The following is an 18,870-nucleotide window of genomic DNA, read 5'->3' on the forward strand; positions in this document are numbered from 1 at the left end:
TCGAACACCGCAATAGCGTGGCCCTGTACCCGGCCTGTCCGGTCGGCCGACCGGGCGGGGGCGCCACCCCCGACGAAGGGTGACGCCCCCGGAACCACGCTCCCGCCGCTATCCGGCGGACTCCCCCGCCGTGGGCCGCCGCGAGGCCGCCATCGCCTCGTCGACGTCCGTCAGGGGACGCAGTCGGTAGCTGTACGAGTAGTCGCGGCCCGCGAACAGCTTGTACTCGTCGTGGGTGTGCGCGCCCCAGCTGTTGTCGCCTCCGACGCCCATCTGACGGTGGCTCAGGCGCAGGACGACCTCGTCGCGCGGGGTGAGCTGGTAGTCGTGGCGGGCCCCGACCGACAGGTCCTCCGGTGTGAAGCGCGAGGCGTTGACCTCCAGGAGCGGTTCGGCGGAGACCAGCAGACCGGAGCCCTTGCGGTCGGTGAGGGCGATCCAGCGGACGTCGGTCTTGTTGCCGTTCTCCTGCGGGCGCAGATAGCCGCTCCACTGCCCGTCGACGGTGCCGGAGTACAGGCCCACGTCGGTGGCGTTGTTGCGGTCCCAGTGGTTCTCCTCGGGTCCGCGCCCGTAGTAGTGCAGCCGGTCCAGGCGGCCGGGCAGCAGGAGCAGGTTCCCGACCTCCGGGATGTACGGCAGTGAACTCGCCCCCGGGTGCAGGGTGTTGTCGACCCTGATCTCACCGTTTCCGAAGACGGTGTAGGTGGTGGTGTACGTCGATGCCGGTGTCGTGGGCAGCGTGCCGGCGACCTTGATCTCGACGGCGCGGCCCAGCAGGGCGCGGACGCTCACGCCGGTCACCGCACGCCGGGTGCCCGCGTCGCGCCAGGTCTGGTTGCGGGTGTGCTGGCCGTTGCCCCGGTCGTTGTCGGTGGGCGCCCGCCAGAAGTTCGGGGTGGGCCCGGAGGTGATCAGCTGGGCGCCGCCCGCCTTGTACGACGTGATGACGCCGGTCGCCTTGTCGACGGTGACCGAAAAGCCCTTGCCCTTGACGGTGACCGATGTGTCGCCGTCCTCGTGACGGAGCGCCGGGACGCTGTTCAGGGGCCTGGGCGTGACGGCGGGGCTGCCCGCGTCGAGGGCGAGTTGCTGCCGGGCCACCTCGAAGCCGGCCTTGGCCCACTTCGTGCTCTCCCTGGTGGTGAAGGACAGCTGGAGGAAGTACTCCGCACCCGGCGCCGGGTCGTCCGGCAGCTCGAAGGGCACGGTGATGGCTTTGCTGGACAGGGGCGCCACGTCCAGCTGGGCACGGGTCAGCCTGCCGCGCCGGACCACCCTTCCGTCGGCGACCAGTTCCCAACGTCCGTCGAATTCACGGAGGTTGGTGAAGAGGTGTTCGTTGGTGAGGGTGACCGCACCCGGCGTCGCCCCCGAAGTGATCTGCACCGCCTGGTAGATCCGCTTGACCTCGGCGGACTTGCCGGTCAGCCTGCGATCGGCGGTGATGATGCCGTCCCCGGCGAAGGCACCGTCGTTGGGATTGTCGCCCCAGTCGCCGCCGTAGGCGTAGAACGTCTTGTCGCGGGGCCGCTTCTCGGCGAGCCCGACGGTCGCGGCGTCGAACCAGAACCGTACGCCGTCGTCGCCGGGGCCCCGGCTGCCGTCGGCCAGCTCGGCGGCGCTCAGCGCGCGGGCGTAGACGCGGGCCCGCCGGATGGTGCCGCTGAACTCCCGCGTGGGGTTGTCGATGTCGGTCGCCAGCGCGAGGGACGCGGTGTTGTTGTCGGGCCGCCGGGTGGTGTTTCTGGTGACCCGTGCCACGCCGTCGACGTGGAGGGTCAGCGTGCCCGCCGTCGCGTCGAAGACACCCGCGACGTGGTGCTCCTTACCGGTCCAGTCGTCGGGCAGCGCCCACCACGCGCTGATCCACTGGCCGCCGCCGTAGATGAAGAACTCCAGGGCTCTGTCCGACTGCTTCAGGGCGTACTGGGTGTCGCCCTTGGCGATGACGGGCTGGTGGTAGCCGAGGAAGTGCGGGGTGATCCACGCCTCCAGCGTCAGGGACCCGGTGAGGTCGAGGCGCTCGTCGCGGGCGAAGACCGTGCCGCCGGAGACGCCCTCGTCGCGGGTGAAGGTGCCGGCGGGGGCGATGATCTCACCGTGGAGCGCGGCGGGCCCGGTCTCGGTGAGCAGCTTGCGCGTCGGGGTGGGCCAGGCGAGGGCCTGGTCGACGAAGTCCCAGATCCAGCCGCCCTGGAGGACGGGGTAGCGGCGGACGAGGTCCCAGTACTTCTTGAAGTTGCCGTTGGAGTTCCCCATGCCGTGGGAGTACTCGATCATCACGTACGGCCGGGTGTCGTTGGTGTCCTTCGCGCGTTGCTCGACGCGGGCGGGACTGTCGTACATCTCGGAGCGGATGTCGCTGATCCCGGGGCGGTCGTCGCCCTCGTACTGGATGACCCGGGTGGTGTCGTAGGAGCGGATCCAGTCGTACATGGCGTTGAACGTGGTGCCGCCGCCCGCCTCGTTGCCGAGCGACCAGATGACGACCGAGGCGTGGTTCTTGTCGCGGTGGACCATGTTCTGGGCGCGGGCCACGCACGCGGTGGTCCACTCGGAGTGGTTGCCGGGGTACTGGCCCCGGACGCCGTGGGTTTCGAGGTTGGTCTCGTCCACGAGGTAGAGGCCGTACTCGTCGGCGAGTTCCAGCCACACCGGGTTGTTCGGGTAGTGCGAGGTGCGGACGGAGTTGATGTTCAGCCGTTTGATGATGCCGATGTCCTCGACCATGTCCGCGCGGGTGAGCGCCGAGCCGTGGACGGGGTGCATCTCGTGCCGGTTGGTGCCCCGGAAGGAGACCGGCTTGCCGTTGATGCGCATCAGCCCGTCCTTCAGGGCGAACTCGCGCAGGCCGACCCGGTGGGAGAGGGTCTCGATCACTCTGCCGGCCGGGTCGCGCAGGCGGAGCACGGCGGTGTAGAGGTTGGGGTGTTCGGCCGACCACAGCCGCGGCGCGGGCACGGCCTTCGCGGCCTGTACGGACTTCTCCTCACCGGCGCCGAGCGCGACGGTCTGCTGCAACGGACGCGACCAGACCGGGTGCCCGCCCGCGTCGTACAGCTGGGTCTCGACCGAGTACTGGCCGGCGCCCTTGCCGCCGTAGTCCCGCACGTTCGCGGTGACCGACAGCTGGGCCGCCGTGTAGTCGTCGCTCAGCGGGGTGTCGAGGCGGAAGTCGCGCAGCCGCACGGCGGGCGTCGAGTAGAGGTACACCGAGCGGAAGATGCCGCTCAGCCGGATCATGTCCTGGTCCTCCAGCCAGTCGCCGTCGGAGTAGCGGTAGACCTCCACGGCTATCTGGTTGGTGCCCGGCTTCAGATACGGGGTGATGTCGTACTCGGAGGGGTCGTAGGAGTCCTCGTGGTAGCCGACCAGCGTCCCGTTGATCCATACGTAGTGGGCCGACTTGACGCCTTCGAAGTGCAGGAACGTACGTCGTCCCGACCAGTCGCGCGGGAGCGTGAAGGTGCGGCGGTACTGGCCCACGGGGTTGTGCACGGTCGGCGCGGCCGGCGGCTGCACTTCCTCGCCCCGGCCGTTGGCACCCCACCATGGGTAGTCGCTGTTGATGTAGATCGGGCTGTCGTACCCGTGCAGCTGCCAGGCGGAGGGGACGGGGATGGTGTCCCAGGCCCGGTCGTCGAGGTCGGTGCGGTAGAAGTCGGTGTCCCGGTCGTCGGGGCGGTCGACGTACGCGAACTTCCAGGTGCCGTCGAGGCTCTGCCGGTACGGGGAGCGGGTGCGGTCGGCGGCGAGTGCCTGGGCGAGGGTCGCGTACGGCATCAGCGTGGTGTGGGCGGGTTCGGTGCCGACGCGGAAGACGTCGATGTGGCCGTTCCACTCGGGGGTGACGTCCGACGTGTCCGCAGCGGCGGCCCGGTGTGCGGCGGCCGGTCCGGACAGGGCGAGCGCGCCGAGGACGGCGGCTCCTCCCTCCAGGAGACGGCGGCGGCTGACGGCCCGCTGGGCGCGGGCCGGCCGATCGGCGAAGGACTCGTGGGGGTGCGGCATGACCGTGGCCTTCCTCGGTACGACAGTGCGCTGCACGGACTGAGGGTGCGTCGGATCTTGTTCGTTACTGTTGACAAACCGACCCGGAATCCGGCAGCGCTGTGGTCATCGGTGGCGGCTCAACCCACCTGGGCGGTGCGGGAGATGATGCTGGGTCAGCACACAACTGCTGGTGACAGTGGGAGCTGCCGAGCCAGGCTCACCCTAGGACTTCGAACACAGCCGAAGCAAGAATCTTGTCGGACTCTGTTGGATCCTGATGGCTCACCCAGTTCCCCTCTTGCCCAGTGACCCCGGGACACTCCTCGTCAGGCGGGGGCGTCCCACAGCACGTTCAGGGCGGACGGCTTGCGGAAGACCAGGCCCCGCACAGCGGCGGAGTGGTCCGGGTCGAGACGCAGGCCGGGCAGGCGTTCGAGGAGGCGGTGGAGGGCGATGCGGGTCTCCAGGCGGGCGAGGTGTGCGGCGAGGCAGTGGTGGGGCCCGTGGGCGAAGGCCAGTTGGAGGCGGGCGTTCTCGCGGCGGACGTCGAACCGGTCGGGGTCGGGGAAGACGGCGGGGTCGCGGTTGGCGCCGGTCAGGGAGACGGTGACCAGGTCGCCGCGGCGGATCGCGGCCGGGCCGAGGACGGTGTCCCGGGTGGCGTAGCGGTCCACGACCGCGGCGCCCGGTTCGAGGCGCAGCGACTCCTCGATCGCGCCGTCCAGGAGGCCGAAGTCGTCCCGGACCAGAGCGAGTTGGGCGGGATTCCGGAACAGGTGCAACAGCGCGTTGGTGATCATCGCCTCGGTGGTCTCGATGCCCCCGAACATCAGCACGGCGACATTGGACGCCACCTCGGGCACGGTCAGCCGTTCGGCGGCGGAGACCAGGAGGGAGGCGGTGCTCCGTCCGGCGACGGTGGTTTCCACGGCGGCCCTCAGCTGCGCGTAGGCAGCCGTGCCGGCGGGGCTCGCCGTGTGTCCGGCGGTGATGTCGGAGACCGACCGCACGATGGCGTCGTACCAGGCGAGCACGGTGTCCGCGGTGGTGCCGGTGAGGCCGAGAGCCTCGGTGACGACGGCGACCGCGAGGGGTCCGGCGAAGGCGCGTCGCAGATCGGCGGCGCCGGTGGTCGGGAGTGCGGTGATGAGCCGGTCGGTCTCGCGTTCGATGCAGGCGGTGAAGCCCTCACGTACCGCCCTCGGACGGAAGGGGGCGTTGAAGGGTTCGCGGTGGCGGGTGTGCCGGTCGCCGTCGAGGGAGAGCATGCTGGGGCCGACGACCTGGGCGGTGGAGAAGCGGGGATCGTCGACGGTGAAGGTCGCGGCGTCGCGCATCACGCTCAGGGCGAGGTCGCGCCGGGTCACCAGCCAGCCGTTCAACTCCGGCAGCCAGGAGACGGGTTCGTGGGCGCGCAGCAGCGCGAGCCTCGGATGCGGGTCGTCGGCGAGTTCGGCGAGGGTGGTGGCGGCGCCGAGCGGGCAGGTGTCGACGAGGCGGGGTGTCATGCGGTGCGAACTCTCTCTCGGTGGCCGGTGCTCGGGCATGGGTCGCTCACTCGACGAACAGTCCCCGCGCCGCGGCCCGTGCGTCGAACTCCTCCAAGTGGGCCTGTGCGTCCGGCAGGGCGTCGCACATGGCCTCCAGCAGGACCTGCCCCAGCAGCATCGGAGCGCTCACGGTGTCGAACACCAGGCCGGTGCCCACGGCCGCCGGAAGCAGCAGATCGCTGTGGGCGGCCACCGGGGCGAACGTGCCGTCGGCGATCGTCACCACGGTCAGCCCCGCGTCACGGGCATGGCCGAGGGCGTCGAGGACCTCGCGCGGGTGGCGCGGCAGCGCGAAGCACAGGAGTGCGCTCGCACCGGCCTGCCGGGCGGCGTCGATCCGGTCGGCGAGCAGCGAGCCGCCCTCGTCGAGCAGCCGTACGTCGGGGTGGACCTTGGCCGTGAATAGGCGAACCCCCGTGCCTGGGCCGCAGCGGCGCGCAGCCCGAGCACCGGCAGCGGCCGGGAGGCGGCCAGCAGCCGCCCCGCTCGTTCCACGGGTCCGGGGTCCGCGAGCAGGGAGACGAGCTGCCGCAGGTTGTCGATCTCGGCCTGCACGGCTTGCTGGTACGGGTTGTTCGACCGTTCCCCGGCCTCCGCACCGGCGGGGGCGACCTCCCGGACATGTCTGCGCAGCGCCGGATACCCGTCGAAGCCGAGTGCGACCGCGAACCGCGTCACCGACGGCTGGCTGACGCCCGCCAGGTGGGCCAGTTCCACGCTCGACAGGAAGGGCACGTCCGCCGCCTGCCGGACCAGACAGTGCGCGATACGGCGCTGTGTCGGGGTGAGCCGGACGCCCTCGAAGAGCTGTTGGAGCCGGGCGGAGGAACCGGCCCGGGAGGCCGTGTCGGTGCCGTCGCTCATCTGCTCCCCGGGGCGGTCGTGTTCGGTCCCCTCTCCCCTGCCCGTGTACCGGGCGGGAGAGAGGGCGGACGGTGTGCGCGGCGAACCGGGTCAGCTCACGAGACCGGTGCTCGTCAGCCACTCCTTGGCGACGGTGCTGGAGTCCTCCTTGTCGTTGACGAGCTTCTTCATCATCTCCAGCAGGTCCTCGGTGGTGAGCTTCGCGGAGACGCCGTTGAGCGCCGCCTTGGCCGTGTCGTTCACCGCCGACTTGTAGACCAGGGGCGTGACGTTCTGCGAGGAGAAGAGGTTCTTCGGGTCCTCCAGGACCACCAGCTTGTCCTCGACGATGGCGGGGTCGGTGGTGTAGAGGTTGGCGGCCTGCACGTCGTCCGACTTGAGCAGCTTCACCAGGGTGGTCTGGGCACCCGCGTCCAGCGGCTGGAACTTGCCGAACTCGACGCCGTAGACCGTCTTCAGGCCGACTCCGCCCTGGGTGCGGGTCTTGAACTCGGAACCGGCCCCGATCGTCATGTCCTTGGCGACCGGCTTGAGGTCGGCGAGGGTCTTGAGCTTGTACTTGGCGGCGGTCTCGGCGGTGACGGTCACCGAGTCCTTGTCCTCGGCCGCGGCGGAGTCGAGGATCTCCACGGTGGAGGGGAGCTTCGCCTTCAGCTCGGCGTTGACCTGCTCGGTGCTGGTCGCGGTGCTGTTCTTGTCGACCGCCACCGACAGCAGAGCGCCGTTGTACTCCGGGAAGACGCCGATACCGCCCTTCACGACCTGGTCGTAGTAGACCTCGCGGGCGCCGATGTCGAACTTCCGGGTCACCTTCAGGCCCTTGGCCTCCAGGGCCTGGGCGTAGATCTCGCCGAGCAGCTGGTTCTCGGGGAAGTTCGCCGAACCGACGACGATGGATTTCCCGCTGCCGCCGGTGTCGCTGTCGCCCGTCAGCGGATTGCTGCTGCTGTCGTCGCCTCCTCCGCAGGCGGTGAGCGAGAGCGCGGCGATCAGGCCGAACGCGGCGCCGCGGTAGATGCCTCGGTTGGTGCTCATGGGGTGTCTTTCCTTTCTCGGAGCCCGGAGGCTCGGAAAATCAAGGGTTCAGAGGGCTCAAGGGGTTCAGAGGACTCGGAGGAGACTCAGGACTTGGTCGGCGAGACCCGAAGGCCCGGCGAGACGACGACGCGCCGCAGCGCGGTGAAGGCGACCTGGACGACGAGTGCCAGTACGACGACGACGGTCGAGCCGCCGATGACCAGCTCGTAGTCGTTGCGGGAGAGCCCGTCGACGATGAAGCGGCCGAGGCCCCCGAGACCGGGGTAGGCCGCGACGGTCGCGGTGGCCACGACCTGGATCGCGGCGACCCTGAGGCCGAGGAGGATCAGTGGCAGCGCCATCGGCACCTCCACCCGGACCAGGACCTCCCACTCGGTCATACCGACCCCGCGCGCCGCGTCCCTGGTGGCGGGGTCCACGCCGCGGACGCCCTCGAAGGTGTTGATGAGGATCGGCGGGACCGCGAGGGCGACCAGGGCGACCAGTACGGGCGTCGTGCTGAGCCCGGCGAGGGTGACGACGAGGACCACCAGACCGAAGGTGGGGATCGCCCGCGCCAGGTTCGCCACGCTGGCCACGGCGAACGCTCCACGGCCGGTGTGTCCGACGAGCAGCCCGAAGGCCAGCCCGATGAGGGCGGCGAAGAACAGGGAGATGCCGCTGTAGGTGAGGTGTTCGAGAAGCCGGTGAGGGATTCCGTCGTCGCCGTGCCACTGCTTCGAGGACGTCAGCCAGTCCCCCACGAGCCGGACCTGGTTCAGGAAGTCGTTCATGACGCCGTCACCTTGTTCCGGGACCACGGGGTCAGCAGCCGCTGTGCGAGCACCAGAAGTGCGTCGGTGGCGAGTGCGAGCAGCATGATCAGCACGATCGCGGTGATGATCGGGGTCGGGAAGTCGAGTTGGAGACCACGGGTGATGTAGTACCCGAGTCCGCCCTGCCCGATCAGTTGTCCCACCGCGACCAGGCTGATGGACGACACGGCGGCCACACGTACACCGGCGATGACGACGGGTACGGCGATCGGCAGTTCGACCTGGACGACACGCCGTATGGCGCCGAATCCCATCGCGGTGGCCGCGAGCCGGACCGGTTCGGGGACCGAGGCCAGCCCGTCCACGACGTTGGGCACCAGCACGGACAGCGTGTAGATCGTCAGCGGAATCATCACGGTGCGTTCGGTGAGCCCCGTGTACCGGACGAAGATCATGAACAGGGCCAGCGACGGGATCGAGTACAGGATGTTCGCCACGGTCAGCACGGGCGGGTACAGCCAGCGATAGCGGTGGCAGAGGATGCCGAGAGGTACCGAGATGATCAGTCCGAACAGCACCGGCAGCAGACCGAGTCTCAAGTGGATTCCGGTGTAGTCGGCCAGTTCACCGGCGTGATCGCCGATCCACTGCCACCGGATGAGCGGTTCGTCGTCACTCATCGTTTCCCACCGACCGTCTCGCCTGCGCCGCCGTCCGTCAGGGCGGTGTCGGGCGTGCCCGCGGACAGTTCGTGGGCGTCCGCGACTCCGACCACGGCGCCGTGCGCGTCCACGCCCACCGCGAGCCTGGCGGGCGACAGGAGCGCAGAGTCGAGGGCGGCCCGTGCCGAGTCCCCGACGAGGCTGAAGGTGTGGCCGAGCGGTGCCAGCGGTACGTCCGCGAGGGTGCCGCTCGCCGGCAGGTCGGCGACCGCGGCCCAGCCGAGCGGCCGTCGGGCGTCGTCGACGACCAGGACCCAGGGCTCACCGGCCGTCCGTGCCGACGCCACCGGCGAGGTCGCGGGCAGCACCGGACCGTCGCGCAGCGGCACGTCGGCCGCGTTCACGAAGGACAGCCGACGGATGCCCCGGTCGTGCCCCACGAAGTCGGCCACGAAGTCGTCGGCGGGATCGGCGAGCAGCCGTTCGGGGGTGTCGAACTGCGCCAGCTTGCCGCCGGTGCGGAACACGGCGATCTTGTCGCCGAGTTTGATCGCCTCGTCGATGTCGTGGGTGACGAACACGATCGTCTTGTGCAGTTCCTTCTGGAGCCGGATGAACTCCGCCTGCAGCTCCGCCCGGACGATGGGGTCGACCGCGCTGAACGGCTCGTCCATCAGCAGTACGGGCGGGTCGGCGCCCAGTGCCCTGGCCACCCCGACGCGCTGCTGCTGGCCGCCGGAGAGCTGGTTCGGGTAGCGCTTGGCCATCACGCTCGGCAGCCCCACCAGTTCCAGCAGTTCCGCCGCCCGCGCGCGGGCCTTCTTCCGGCTCCAGCCGAGCAGCAGCGGAACGGTGGCGATGTTGTCGAGGATGGTGCGGTGCGGGAACAGTCCCGCGTGCTGGATCACGTACCCGATGCCGCGGCGCAGCTCGGGGGCGTTGACCTCCCGGATGTCCTGACCGCGCAGGCTCACCGTCCCGGCCGTGGGCTCCACCATGCGGTTGACCATGCGCAGGGTGGTGGTCTTGCCGCAGCCGGAGGGACCGACCAGGACCGTGAGGCCACCCTCGGCCAACTCCAGCGACAGTTCGTCCACCGCTGTAGTCCCGTTCGGATAATTTTTGCTCACCGCGTCGAATCTGATCAAAGCTGCCCCTCACCCGGCTGTATATGATTATGCAGACTTACTCGTGACTGAATGGCAGTCAATGCCCAGATGTAAACGGCACGTTACATTCACACGAAATCAGGCCAGGACGTCTGAAATGCACGGAGACACCGCCATGAGACCGGTCTGGTTCACCTTTCTGAACGGCTCGGACATCGAACGGCTGGAACTGACCGACGCCGAGATCCTCGACGCCGTCGAGGAAGGGCTGCGTGCCCAGGGGCAGGGCGAGACGGTGATCGAACCGCGCGTCCACCTCGTGCCCGACGCCGCGTTCGACGGTCACTTCAACGTGCTGCGCGGCGATGTCGCTCCGCTCTCGCCGGCCGGGGTCGAGATCGTGGGCGACTTCGTCGGCAACTACCGGGCCGGTCTGCCCTCCGAGACGCGTACGCGGCCCTGAACTTCGCCGGCGCCGCCCTGGATCCGGAACCGAACGGCTGCGGCGACAACCCGGTGGTGCTGCCCGACACCGGCGAGATCCTCTCGTCCGGCAACTTCCACACCCCGGCGCCGGCCCTCGCCCTCGACACCCTCGCCCTGGCCCCGACCCGGACGGCATCGATCTCCGCGGAGCGCATGCGCCGACTGCTCGACCCCGCCGTCAGCGGGCCGCCGGCGGACCTCTCTCCGTACGGACCGGAACGCTCGGGCTTCGCGCCTCTGACCAAGACCGCGCAGGACTCGTCGCCGAGATCCGCATGCCGTCCGCACCGGTGTCCACCGACCCCCGGCACGGCGCGGACGCCGTCGAGGACGACTCGACCAACGCGGCGCTCGGAGCAGGGCGGCCCGCCACCGTCCTCGCCCGGCTGCGGCTGCTGCTCGCCGTGGAGGCGGTGGTCGCCGCGCAGGCGGTGGACCTGGCGGCACCGCCCGCCGTGGGCCGTGGACCCCGGCTTCTGCCTCGGGCGATCCGGGCGGCCGTACCCCGCCTCGAAGACAACCGGCCCCACGGGGTGGACGTGGAGGCGGTGAGTCACGGCATCCTTGGGTCCGACGACGTCCGGGGCGCACTGCGCGCGATGCTGGAAGAATCGTCAGCCCCGGCGGGAGGAACGTCATGACCAGCGTCGACGTGCACCAGCATCTGTGGACCCCCTCGCTGCTGGCAGCCCTGCGCTCGCGCCGCGAACCACCGTTCCTCGACGGCTGGAACCTGCACCTGCGCGGTGAGCCGCCCTACGAGATCCGGCCCGCCGACCACGACATCGCCGGCCGTGCGGAACTCGCCGCCGCCGACGGCCTCGGCCGGGTGCTCGTCTCGCTGTCCGCCCCGATCGGCGTGGAATGGCTGCCCGCTGCGGAAGCCCGGCCCCTGCTGGACGCGTATCACGACGGATCGGCCGATCTACCGAAACCTTTCGACGCCTGGGCCGCCGCCTGCGTACGGGACATCGATGCGAACGCAACGGCCAAGGACCTCGACCGGGGCTTCGCCGGTCTCCAACTCCCGGCGAACGCCCTTGCCGACGCCGCCGGTTACGCGCGGTGCGCCCCGCTCCTCGACCTGCTCGAAGAACGCGACCTGCCGCTGTTCGTCCACCCGGGACCGGCGCCCGGCGAGCCGGAGGGCCCCGGCTGGTGGCCGGCGCTGGTCCCGTACGTCCAGCAGATGCACGCCGCCTGGTTCGCGTTCCGCGCATTCGGCCGGCCCCGCCACCCCCAACTGCGCGTGTGCTTCGCCCTGCTGGCCGGGCTGGCTCCGCTGCACGGGGAGCGCTTCACGGCCCGGGGCGGCGGCTCGGACGGACACGTGGACCCGGGAGTCTTCGTCGACACGTCGTCCTACGGCCCTCGCGCCGTCGACGCGATCGTCCGTGCCCTCGGCGCCGGCGCCGTCGTCCAGGGCTCGGACCGGCCCTACGCGGAGCCGCCGCTGCACCCCGGATTCGGCCTCGGCGGAGCGGCGGCGTACGCCTTCCGAATCGCCAATCCGCGGCGGCTGCTCACAGGGAAGAACCAGCGAAATATTTCGACGTGAAAAGCGAATGATGCGAGAGGTATTGACGCACGCCACGCGCCTCCTAGTATCCAAGATGCCCGAAGACACGGCCAATGTTCGATATGGCGAACACTGATAGCCGAACTCCTCCGCCACCCGACTTCGCACACCTCTTAGCCCCCAGACAAGAGGAGCGCTCATATGTCATGGCTACATCAACCCCGCACGCGTCGGACCGCGCTGACCGCGGCGACCGGCCTGGTCGTGGGAGCGGCCCTGCCCGGAACAGCAGCCGCACAGACGCTTTCGGCCACCGCCGCGCAGTACGCGAACCCCGTGCTCTGGCAGGACTTCGCGGACATCGACATCATCCGTGTCGGCGACACGTACTACTACTCGGCGTCGACGATGCACTACTCCCCCGGGGCGCCGATCCTCCGCTCGTACGACCTGGTGAACTGGGAGTTCGCCGGTCACTCCGTGCCGGTCCTGGACTTCGGGTCCAAGTACGACCTGAACGGCGCCCGCGGCTACGTACGCGGCATCTGGGCCTCGTCGCTCGCCTACCGCCCGAGCAACCGCACCTTCTACTGGCTCGGCCAGATCGACTTCGCCCGCACCTACGTCTACACCGCCACCAATGTCGAGGGCCCCTGGAACAGGCTCACGACGCTCAACACGGCCTACTACGACGCGGGTCTGCTCGTCGACACCGACGACACCCTCTACGTGGCGTACGGCAACAGCACCATCAGCGTCGCCCAGCTCTCGGCGGACGGCCGTACTCAGGTCCGGGCGCAGCAGGTGTTCAGCACGCCGTCGAGCATCGGCACCCTGGAGGGCTCCCGCTTCTACCGGATCAACGGGAACCACTACATCTTCCTGACCCGCCCGGCCAACGGCCAGTACATCCTGAAGTCGACGAGCGGCCCCTTCGGCCCGTACACCCTGCGCCAGGTCCTCCTCGACCTGCCCGGGCCGATCTCCGGCGGCGGCGTCCCGCACCAGGGCGGGCTGGTTCAGACACAGAACGGTGCCTGGTACTACCTGGCCTTCGTGGACGCCTTCCCCGGCGGCCGGGTCCCCGTCCTGGCCCCGGTCACCTGGACCTCGGACGGCTGGCCCGTCGTACAGCTCGTGAACGGCAGATGGGGCACGTCGTATCCCGGCCCCGTCGTCCCGTCGCCGCCCCGGCAGGTCGCCCCGATGACGGGCGTCGACACGTTCGACGGTACGACGCTCAAGCCGAAGTGGGAGTGGAACCACAACCCGGACAACACCAAGTGGTCGGTCGCCAACGGACTGACCCTGCGGACCGCGACCGTCACCAACGACCTGTACTGGGCCCGCAACACCCTCACCCACCGCATCCAGGGCCCCACCTCGACCGCCACCGTCCAGCTCGACTTCTCGGCGATGCGCGACGGGGACCGCGCCGGACTCGCGCTCCTGCGTGACTCCTCGGCCTGGATCGGTATCAGGCGGGACGGCGGTGCGACCCGGGTGGTGATGGTCAACGGGCTGACCATGGACGGCAGTTGGAACACCACGAGTACGGGGTACGAGGCCGCGGGCGCCGGCGTCTCCGGGGGCCGGGTCTGGTTGCGCGCGACGGCCGACATCCGGCCCGGCTCGTCGCGTCCGGGGACGTTCTCCTACAGCACCGACGGCGTCGACTTCGTCCGTCTGGGGCCCGCTTTCACCATGGGCAACAGCTGGCAGTTCTTCATGGGCTACCGCTTCGCCCTCTTCAACCACGCCACGCAGGCGCTCGGCGGCTCGGTCCGCATCACCCGCTTCGAGCTGTCCACACCCTGACCGCACCGCAGGCACACGGCGATCGGCACACATCCGCACCCGCATCCCGCATCCCGCATCCCGCATCCCGCATCCGCACACGACCGTACAAGGAGAGCAGATGACCGTTCTCAAGCGAACAAGTCGGCGTCGGGCACCGGCGCTCGGCCTGTTGGCCGCGACCGCGCTGATGGCGACCGGCACGACCGCCACGGCCGTGCCCACGGACGCCGGCACGGCGGACGTCCGGGCATCGACGTTAGGTGCGCAGGCGGCGCAGTCCGGGCGGTATTTCGGGGCCGCGGTGGCCGCCGGCAGGCTCGGCGACGGCACGTACACGGGCATCCTGGACCGTGAGTTCAACTCGGTGACGCCCGAGAACGAGATGAAGTGGGACGCCACCGAGCGCTCCCGCAACTCGTTCACCTTCGGCTCCGCCGACCAGATCGTCAACCGGGCGACGGCCCGCGGACAGCGCCTGCGCGGCCACACCCTGGTCTGGCACTCCCAACTCCCCAGCTGGGTCAGCTCGATCACCGACGCGAACACGCTGCGCAGCGTGATGAACAACCACATCAACACGGTCGCCGGCCGCTACAAGGGCAAGATCCACTCGTGGGACGTGGTCAACGAGGCGTTCGCCGACGGCGGCAGCGGCGCCCACCGTTCCTCGGTGTTCCAGAACCTGCTCGGTGACGGCTTCATCGAGCAGGCCTTCCGTACCGCTCGGAGCGCCGACCCGGCGGCCAAGCTCTGCTACAACGACTACAACATCGAGAACTGGAACGACGCGAAGACCCAGGGCGTCTACCGCATGGTGCGCGACTTCAAGGCGCGCGGAGTGCCCATCGACTGTGTCGGCCTGCAGTCCCACTTCGGCGCCGGCGGCCCGCCGTCGAACTTCCAGACCACGCTGTCGAGCTTCGCGGCGCTCGGGGTGGACGTACAGATCACCGAACTCGACATCGCCCAGGCATCCTCGTCGGCCTACACCAACACCGTCCGCGCGTGTATGAACGTGGCCCGCTGTACCGGGATCACCGTGTGGGGCATCCGCGACAGCGACTCCTGGCGCAGCAACGAGAACCCGCTGCTGTTCGACCGCAACGGCAACAAGAAGGCGGCGTACAACGCGGCGCTGACCGCGATGGGCGGCAGCGCGGCCACCGCGGCGACGCAGCCGGCGAGCACCCGCTCGGGCGCCCAGGCCGCAGCCCTGCCGGGCAGCTTCAAGTGGAGTTCCAGCGGCGCGCTCATCGGGCCGAAGCCGGACTCGACCCACAACATCGCGGCGCTCAAGGACCCGACGGTCGTCCACTACAACGGCAAGTACCACGTGTTCGCCAGCACCGCGAGCGCGGGCGGCTACAACCTCGCGTACCTCAGCTTCACCGACTGGTCACAGGCCGGCTCGGCCACCCACCACTACCTGGACCGCACCGCCATCGGCACCGGCTACCGGGCCGCACCCCAGGTGTTCTACAACGCCCCGCAACGCCTGTGGTACCTCGTCTACCAGACCGGCAACGCCTCGTACTCCACCAACCCGGACATCAGCAACCCCAACGGGTGGAGCGCACCGCGCAACTTCTACTCCTCGATGCCGGACATCATCAGGCAGAACATCGGCAACGGCTACTGGGTCGACATGTGGGTGATCTGCGACAGCGCCAACTGCTACCTGTTCTCCTCCGACGACAACGGCCACCTGTACCGCTCGCAGACAACCGTCGGCCAGTTCCCGAACGGCTTCACCAACACCGTCATCGTGGCCCAGGACTCCAACAGGTACGCCCTGTGGGAGGCAAGCAACATCTACAAGGTGCAGGGCACCAACCAGTACCTGATGCTCGTCGAGGCCATCGGCTCCGACGGCAGGCGCTGGTTCCGCTCCTGGACATCCGGCAGTCTCGCCGGCTCCTGGACGCCCCTGGCCGCCACCGAGAGCAACCCCTTCGCCCGGGCGAACAACACCGCCTTCCCCGCCGGAGCCTGGACCCGGGACATCAGCCACGGCGAAATGATCCGCGCCGGCTACGACCAGACGCTCACCATCCCCGCCTGCAGGCTCCAGTACCTGTACCAGGGCATGAACCCCAACGCCACCGGCGACTACAACACCCTGCCCTGGCGCCTGGGCCTGCTCACCCAGACCAACTCCAACTGCTGACGGACCTCCGGTCCCGATGACGAGCCGGGGTGCCGGGTCCTACGACCCGGTGCCCCGGCTCACCTCGCGATCGCGCAGCCCTCGCGGGTCGACGACCTCCCGGATGAGCCGCAGTTCGGTCTCGTCGGGCAGGCGGGTCTCGGGGGCGTCGGTCGCGTCGAGCGCGAAGCCGGTGTTCGCGTGGACCTCCTCCGCGGTGACGCCTGGGTGCAGCGAGCGCACGCGCAGACGCCCGTCGTCCCCGTAGTCGAGGACCGCGAGGTTGGTGACCACCACGCCCAGGTGGTGGAATCGCAGCCCCTTGCCGCCGCGCGCACGGTCGTTGCCCACCCCGCAGACCACGTCGACCTTCTCGACGAAGACCTTCGGGGTGTGCCGGGCCACCCAGTAGTCGGTGCGGTGGTTGGCCGTGTTGCCCGGGGCGCCGCGTACGCCGATGAGTTGCCGCGTGGGACGACGCCAGTCGCCGATCAGCGAGATGTTCTGGTTCCCGTACCGGTCGATCTGGCTGGCCCCCATCATGCTCTGGCGCCGGCCGCTGGCGACGATGTCGAACACTCGTCGGTACGGCACCCACCCCTCGACGACGCCCCCGTCCGCCGCTGTTCGGCCGAGCGGCGGCGGATCGCTCATGAAGTAAGCCTCGCCGTCGGTCAGTACCAGGTCCGGGCTGGTCGTCAGGCGGGCGAGGCGCGCACCGACCGAGGGCAGCACACCGGCCGTGTGCGCGAGCACCTCCCCGGCGTCTCGCCACACGTCCGCGCAGGCGGCGGCACACACCTCGGCCCGGGTGATCTCCGTCATCGTCCCTCCTCCTGTCCGCGGTTGGCGTGGAACTCCGCCACGGCCTCCTGGTACGCCTGCTCGTCGCCGTCGAGGAACGTCTTGCGGAACAGCCGCCAGGAGTCGGCGTCCCGCGCCGCCGACGCGTAGTGCGCCTGGAAGGCCTCGTCCCGCCCGTAGTCGGGATCGCAGGAGGTGAAGTGGGCGCCCCGGGGTGTCTCGACGACCCCGTCGACGAAGAGACGGCTGATCAGCAGTGACTGCGCGGGGCCGCCGGCCAGCAGGTCCCCCGCCTCCACGATCCGCTCGGTGCTGACGTAGCAGCGGTCGGCCGCCATCGCGAACAGGTCGTCGAAGTACGGGTCCGGGCCCAGGTACTGGGCGTTGCCCGCCCGGTCGGCCCGGTTGACGTGCACCAGAGCGACATCGAGCCGCAGTGCCCTCATCGCGACGTACTCCTCGTCGGCGTACGGGGAGGCGATGGTCACCAGATCCGGGTTCATCGTGAGGACGTCCGAGCCGAGGCCCGCGCGGGTGGGCAGGAAGGACAGACGGCTCGCGGCGGCCCGCAGGCCGGTGACGAACATGCCCTCGTCGTACTCGGCGGTCTCCACACCACCCCGCTCCCGTACGGCCCGGAAGTGCGGGTCGAGGGCGATGCTGTCCAGCGACACGAAGCCGTAGACGAGCTTGCGGACCCTGCCCGCCGCGCACAGCAGCCCCACGTCCGGGCCGCCGAAGGTGACGACGGTGAGGTCGCGCACGTCGGTGCGCAGGAGTTCACGCACCAGTGCCATCGGTTTGCGCCGCGATCCCCAGCCGCCGATTCCGATCGTCATGCCCGACTCGACGGTGCCGGCGAAGTCCTCCAGGGACATCGACTTGTCACCCATGGACAGATCCCTCCCACGCTCTCACCCTTACGGAGTCTTACCTATCAAACACTTGTTAGGTTACGTTGACCAGACCGACACCCCCTCGGGAAGCCGGGCCCGAGGATTCGTCCCCGCCCGGCGAGCGGCGCGAGAAGGAGACCCGGTATGAGCGCCCCCATCGCCCCTGTCCATCCCGCCCTGCACACCGCGCTGTGCGACCTGGTCGGCGTCCGTTACCCCATCGTGCAGACCGGCATGGGGTATGTGTCCGGCCCGGAACTGACGGCGGCCACCGCGGCGGCCGGCGGGCTCGGCATCCTGGCCAGTGCGACGCTCTCCCTCGACGAGACCCGGGACGCCATCCGTGCCGTCCGGGAACGCACCGACGCGCCGTTCGGTGTGAACATGCGCGGCGACTCCCCCGACGTCCTGGAGCGCGGCGCCCTTCTGGTGCGCGAGGGCGTGAGGATCGCGTCCTTCGCGCTCGCCCCGCAGGAACGCGTCGTCCGGGAGCTGAAGGACTCCGGGCTGGTCGTCATCCCGTCCATCGGCGCCCGACGCCACGCCGAGAAGGTCCAGGCGTGGGGCGTGGACGCGGTCGTCGTGCAGGGCAGCGAGGGCGGCGGTCACACCGGGGGCGTCCCCACCTCGATCCTGATCCCGCAGGTCGTGGACGCCGTCGACATCCCGGTCATCGCGGCCGGCGGTTTCCGCGACGGGCGGGGGCTGGTCGCCGCACTCGCCCAGGGTGCCGTGGGCATCGCGATGGGCACGCGGTTCCTGCTGACCAGCGACAGCACCGTGCGCGACTCGGTCAAGGCCGAGTACCTCGGGCGGGGCGTCACCGACACCGTCGTCACCCCGGTCCTCGACGGCATCCCCCAGCGCGTCCTGCGCACCGAGGCGGTGGAACGGCTGCTGCGGGAACGGGCGCCCGCGCGCCTGGTCCGTTCGCTGCGGCACGCCGTCGCGTTCCGCAAGGTCTCCGGCACCTCGTGGTCCGACCTGGTCCGGGAGGGACTGGCGATGCGGCGCGGACATGAACTGGGCTGGTCCCAGGTCGTGATGGCGGCGAACACCCCGATGATGCTGCGCGCGAGCATGGTCGACGGCCGGACGGACCTGGGCACCCTCGCCTCCGGCCAGGTCGCGGGCGTCATCGACGACCTGCCCAGCTGCGCCGAACTCGTCGAACGCATCGTCGCGGAGGCCGACGCCGTCCTCACCCGTCTGACCACCGCCGGAGCGAAACAGTGACCGGTGACC

General features: G+C 69.9%; 13 protein-coding genes and 2 pseudogenes. 6 read left to right on the forward strand and 9 right to left on the reverse strand.

Going from position 1 to position 18,870, the window contains the following annotated elements; genetic code table 11:
* Positions 1-108 precede the first annotated feature (108 nt).
* From OHN74_RS03860 to OHN74_RS03890, 7 genes and pseudogenes are all read right to left on the reverse strand, one after another.
* Positions 109-4,014, reverse strand: a complete 3,906-nt coding sequence (locus OHN74_RS03860; RefSeq protein WP_327699978.1) for a glycoside hydrolase family 2 TIM barrel-domain containing protein — start codon at positions 4,012-4,014, stop codon at positions 109-111.
* 308 nt (positions 4,015-4,322) lie between these two features.
* Positions 4,323-5,504 (reverse strand): cytochrome P450, encoded by a 1,182-nt coding sequence (locus OHN74_RS03865; RefSeq protein ID WP_327693094.1) that lies wholly within the window; start codon positions 5,502-5,504, stop codon positions 4,323-4,325.
* Positions 5,505-5,550: 46 nt separating this feature from the next.
* Positions 5,551-6,410: pseudogene (locus OHN74_RS03870) on the reverse strand (MurR/RpiR family transcriptional regulator).
* A 90-nt stretch (positions 6,411-6,500) separates the two neighbouring features.
* Complete coding sequence (locus tag OHN74_RS03875) at positions 6,501-7,445, reverse strand: ABC transporter substrate-binding protein (RefSeq protein ID WP_327693095.1); 945 nt, start codon at positions 7,443-7,445, stop codon at positions 6,501-6,503.
* Between the two features lie 86 nt (positions 7,446-7,531).
* Entirely contained in the window at positions 7,532-8,221 is a 690-nt protein-coding gene (locus tag OHN74_RS03880; RefSeq protein WP_327693096.1) for an ABC transporter permease, read from the reverse strand.
* On the reverse strand, positions 8,218-8,883 hold the full coding sequence (locus OHN74_RS03885; RefSeq protein ID WP_327693097.1) for an ABC transporter permease: 666 nt from the start codon (positions 8,881-8,883) through the stop codon (positions 8,218-8,220). Before OHN74_RS03885 ends, OHN74_RS03880 begins: the two co-directional genes overlap by 4 nt.
* Positions 8,880-10,013: an ABC transporter ATP-binding protein gene (locus tag OHN74_RS03890; RefSeq protein WP_327693098.1), complete on the reverse strand. Its 1,134-nt coding sequence runs from the start codon at positions 10,011-10,013 to the stop codon at positions 8,880-8,882. The genes OHN74_RS03885 and OHN74_RS03890 overlap by 4 nt, the downstream gene beginning before the upstream one ends.
* A gap of 136 nt (positions 10,014-10,149) precedes the next feature.
* Between OHN74_RS03890 and OHN74_RS03895 the strand changes: the two genes are divergently transcribed.
* From OHN74_RS03895 to OHN74_RS03915, 5 genes and pseudogenes are all read left to right on the forward strand, one after another.
* Positions 10,150-10,437, forward strand: a complete 288-nt coding sequence (locus tag OHN74_RS03895; RefSeq protein WP_327693099.1) for a hypothetical protein — start codon at positions 10,150-10,152, stop codon at positions 10,435-10,437.
* A 17-nt stretch (positions 10,438-10,454) separates the two neighbouring features.
* Positions 10,455-11,101: pseudogene (locus OHN74_RS03900) on the forward strand (aromatic amino acid lyase).
* Complete coding sequence (locus tag OHN74_RS03905; protein WP_327693100.1) at positions 11,098-12,018, forward strand: amidohydrolase; 921 nt, start codon at positions 11,098-11,100, stop codon at positions 12,016-12,018. The pseudogene OHN74_RS03900 and the gene OHN74_RS03905 overlap by 4 nt, the downstream one beginning before the upstream one ends.
* A 162-nt stretch (positions 12,019-12,180) precedes the next feature.
* Positions 12,181-13,797, forward strand: coding sequence for a glycoside hydrolase family 43 protein (locus OHN74_RS03910; protein WP_327693102.1), 1,617 nt, complete (start codon positions 12,181-12,183; stop codon positions 13,795-13,797).
* 100 nt (positions 13,798-13,897) lie between these two features.
* A complete protein-coding gene (locus OHN74_RS03915; protein ID WP_327693103.1) occupies positions 13,898-15,946 on the forward strand; it encodes a non-reducing end alpha-L-arabinofuranosidase family hydrolase in 2,049 nt (682 codons plus the stop codon).
* 39 nt (positions 15,947-15,985) lie between these two features.
* On the opposite strand, the gene OHN74_RS03920 is transcribed toward OHN74_RS03915, so the two are convergent.
* Positions 15,986-16,750 carry a CoA-transferase subunit beta gene (locus OHN74_RS03920; protein ID WP_327693104.1) on the reverse strand — a complete coding sequence of 255 codons (765 nt, stop codon included), beginning with the start codon at positions 16,748-16,750 and terminating at the stop codon, positions 15,986-15,988.
* A complete protein-coding gene (locus OHN74_RS03925; protein ID WP_327693105.1) occupies positions 16,747-17,622 on the reverse strand; it encodes a CoA transferase subunit A in 876 nt (291 codons plus the stop codon). Before OHN74_RS03925 ends, OHN74_RS03920 begins: the two co-directional genes overlap by 4 nt.
* Positions 17,623-17,769: 147 nt before the next feature.
* Between OHN74_RS03925 and OHN74_RS03930 the strand changes: the two genes are divergently transcribed.
* Complete coding sequence (locus OHN74_RS03930) at positions 17,770-18,861, forward strand: NAD(P)H-dependent flavin oxidoreductase (protein WP_327693106.1); 1,092 nt, start codon at positions 17,770-17,772, stop codon at positions 18,859-18,861.
* Positions 18,862-18,870: the final 9 nt, after the last annotated feature.

The sequence above is a fragment of the Streptomyces sp. NBC_00459 genome (assembly GCF_036013955.1).
In the GTDB taxonomy this organism is placed as follows: domain Bacteria; phylum Actinomycetota; class Actinomycetes; order Streptomycetales; family Streptomycetaceae; genus Streptomyces.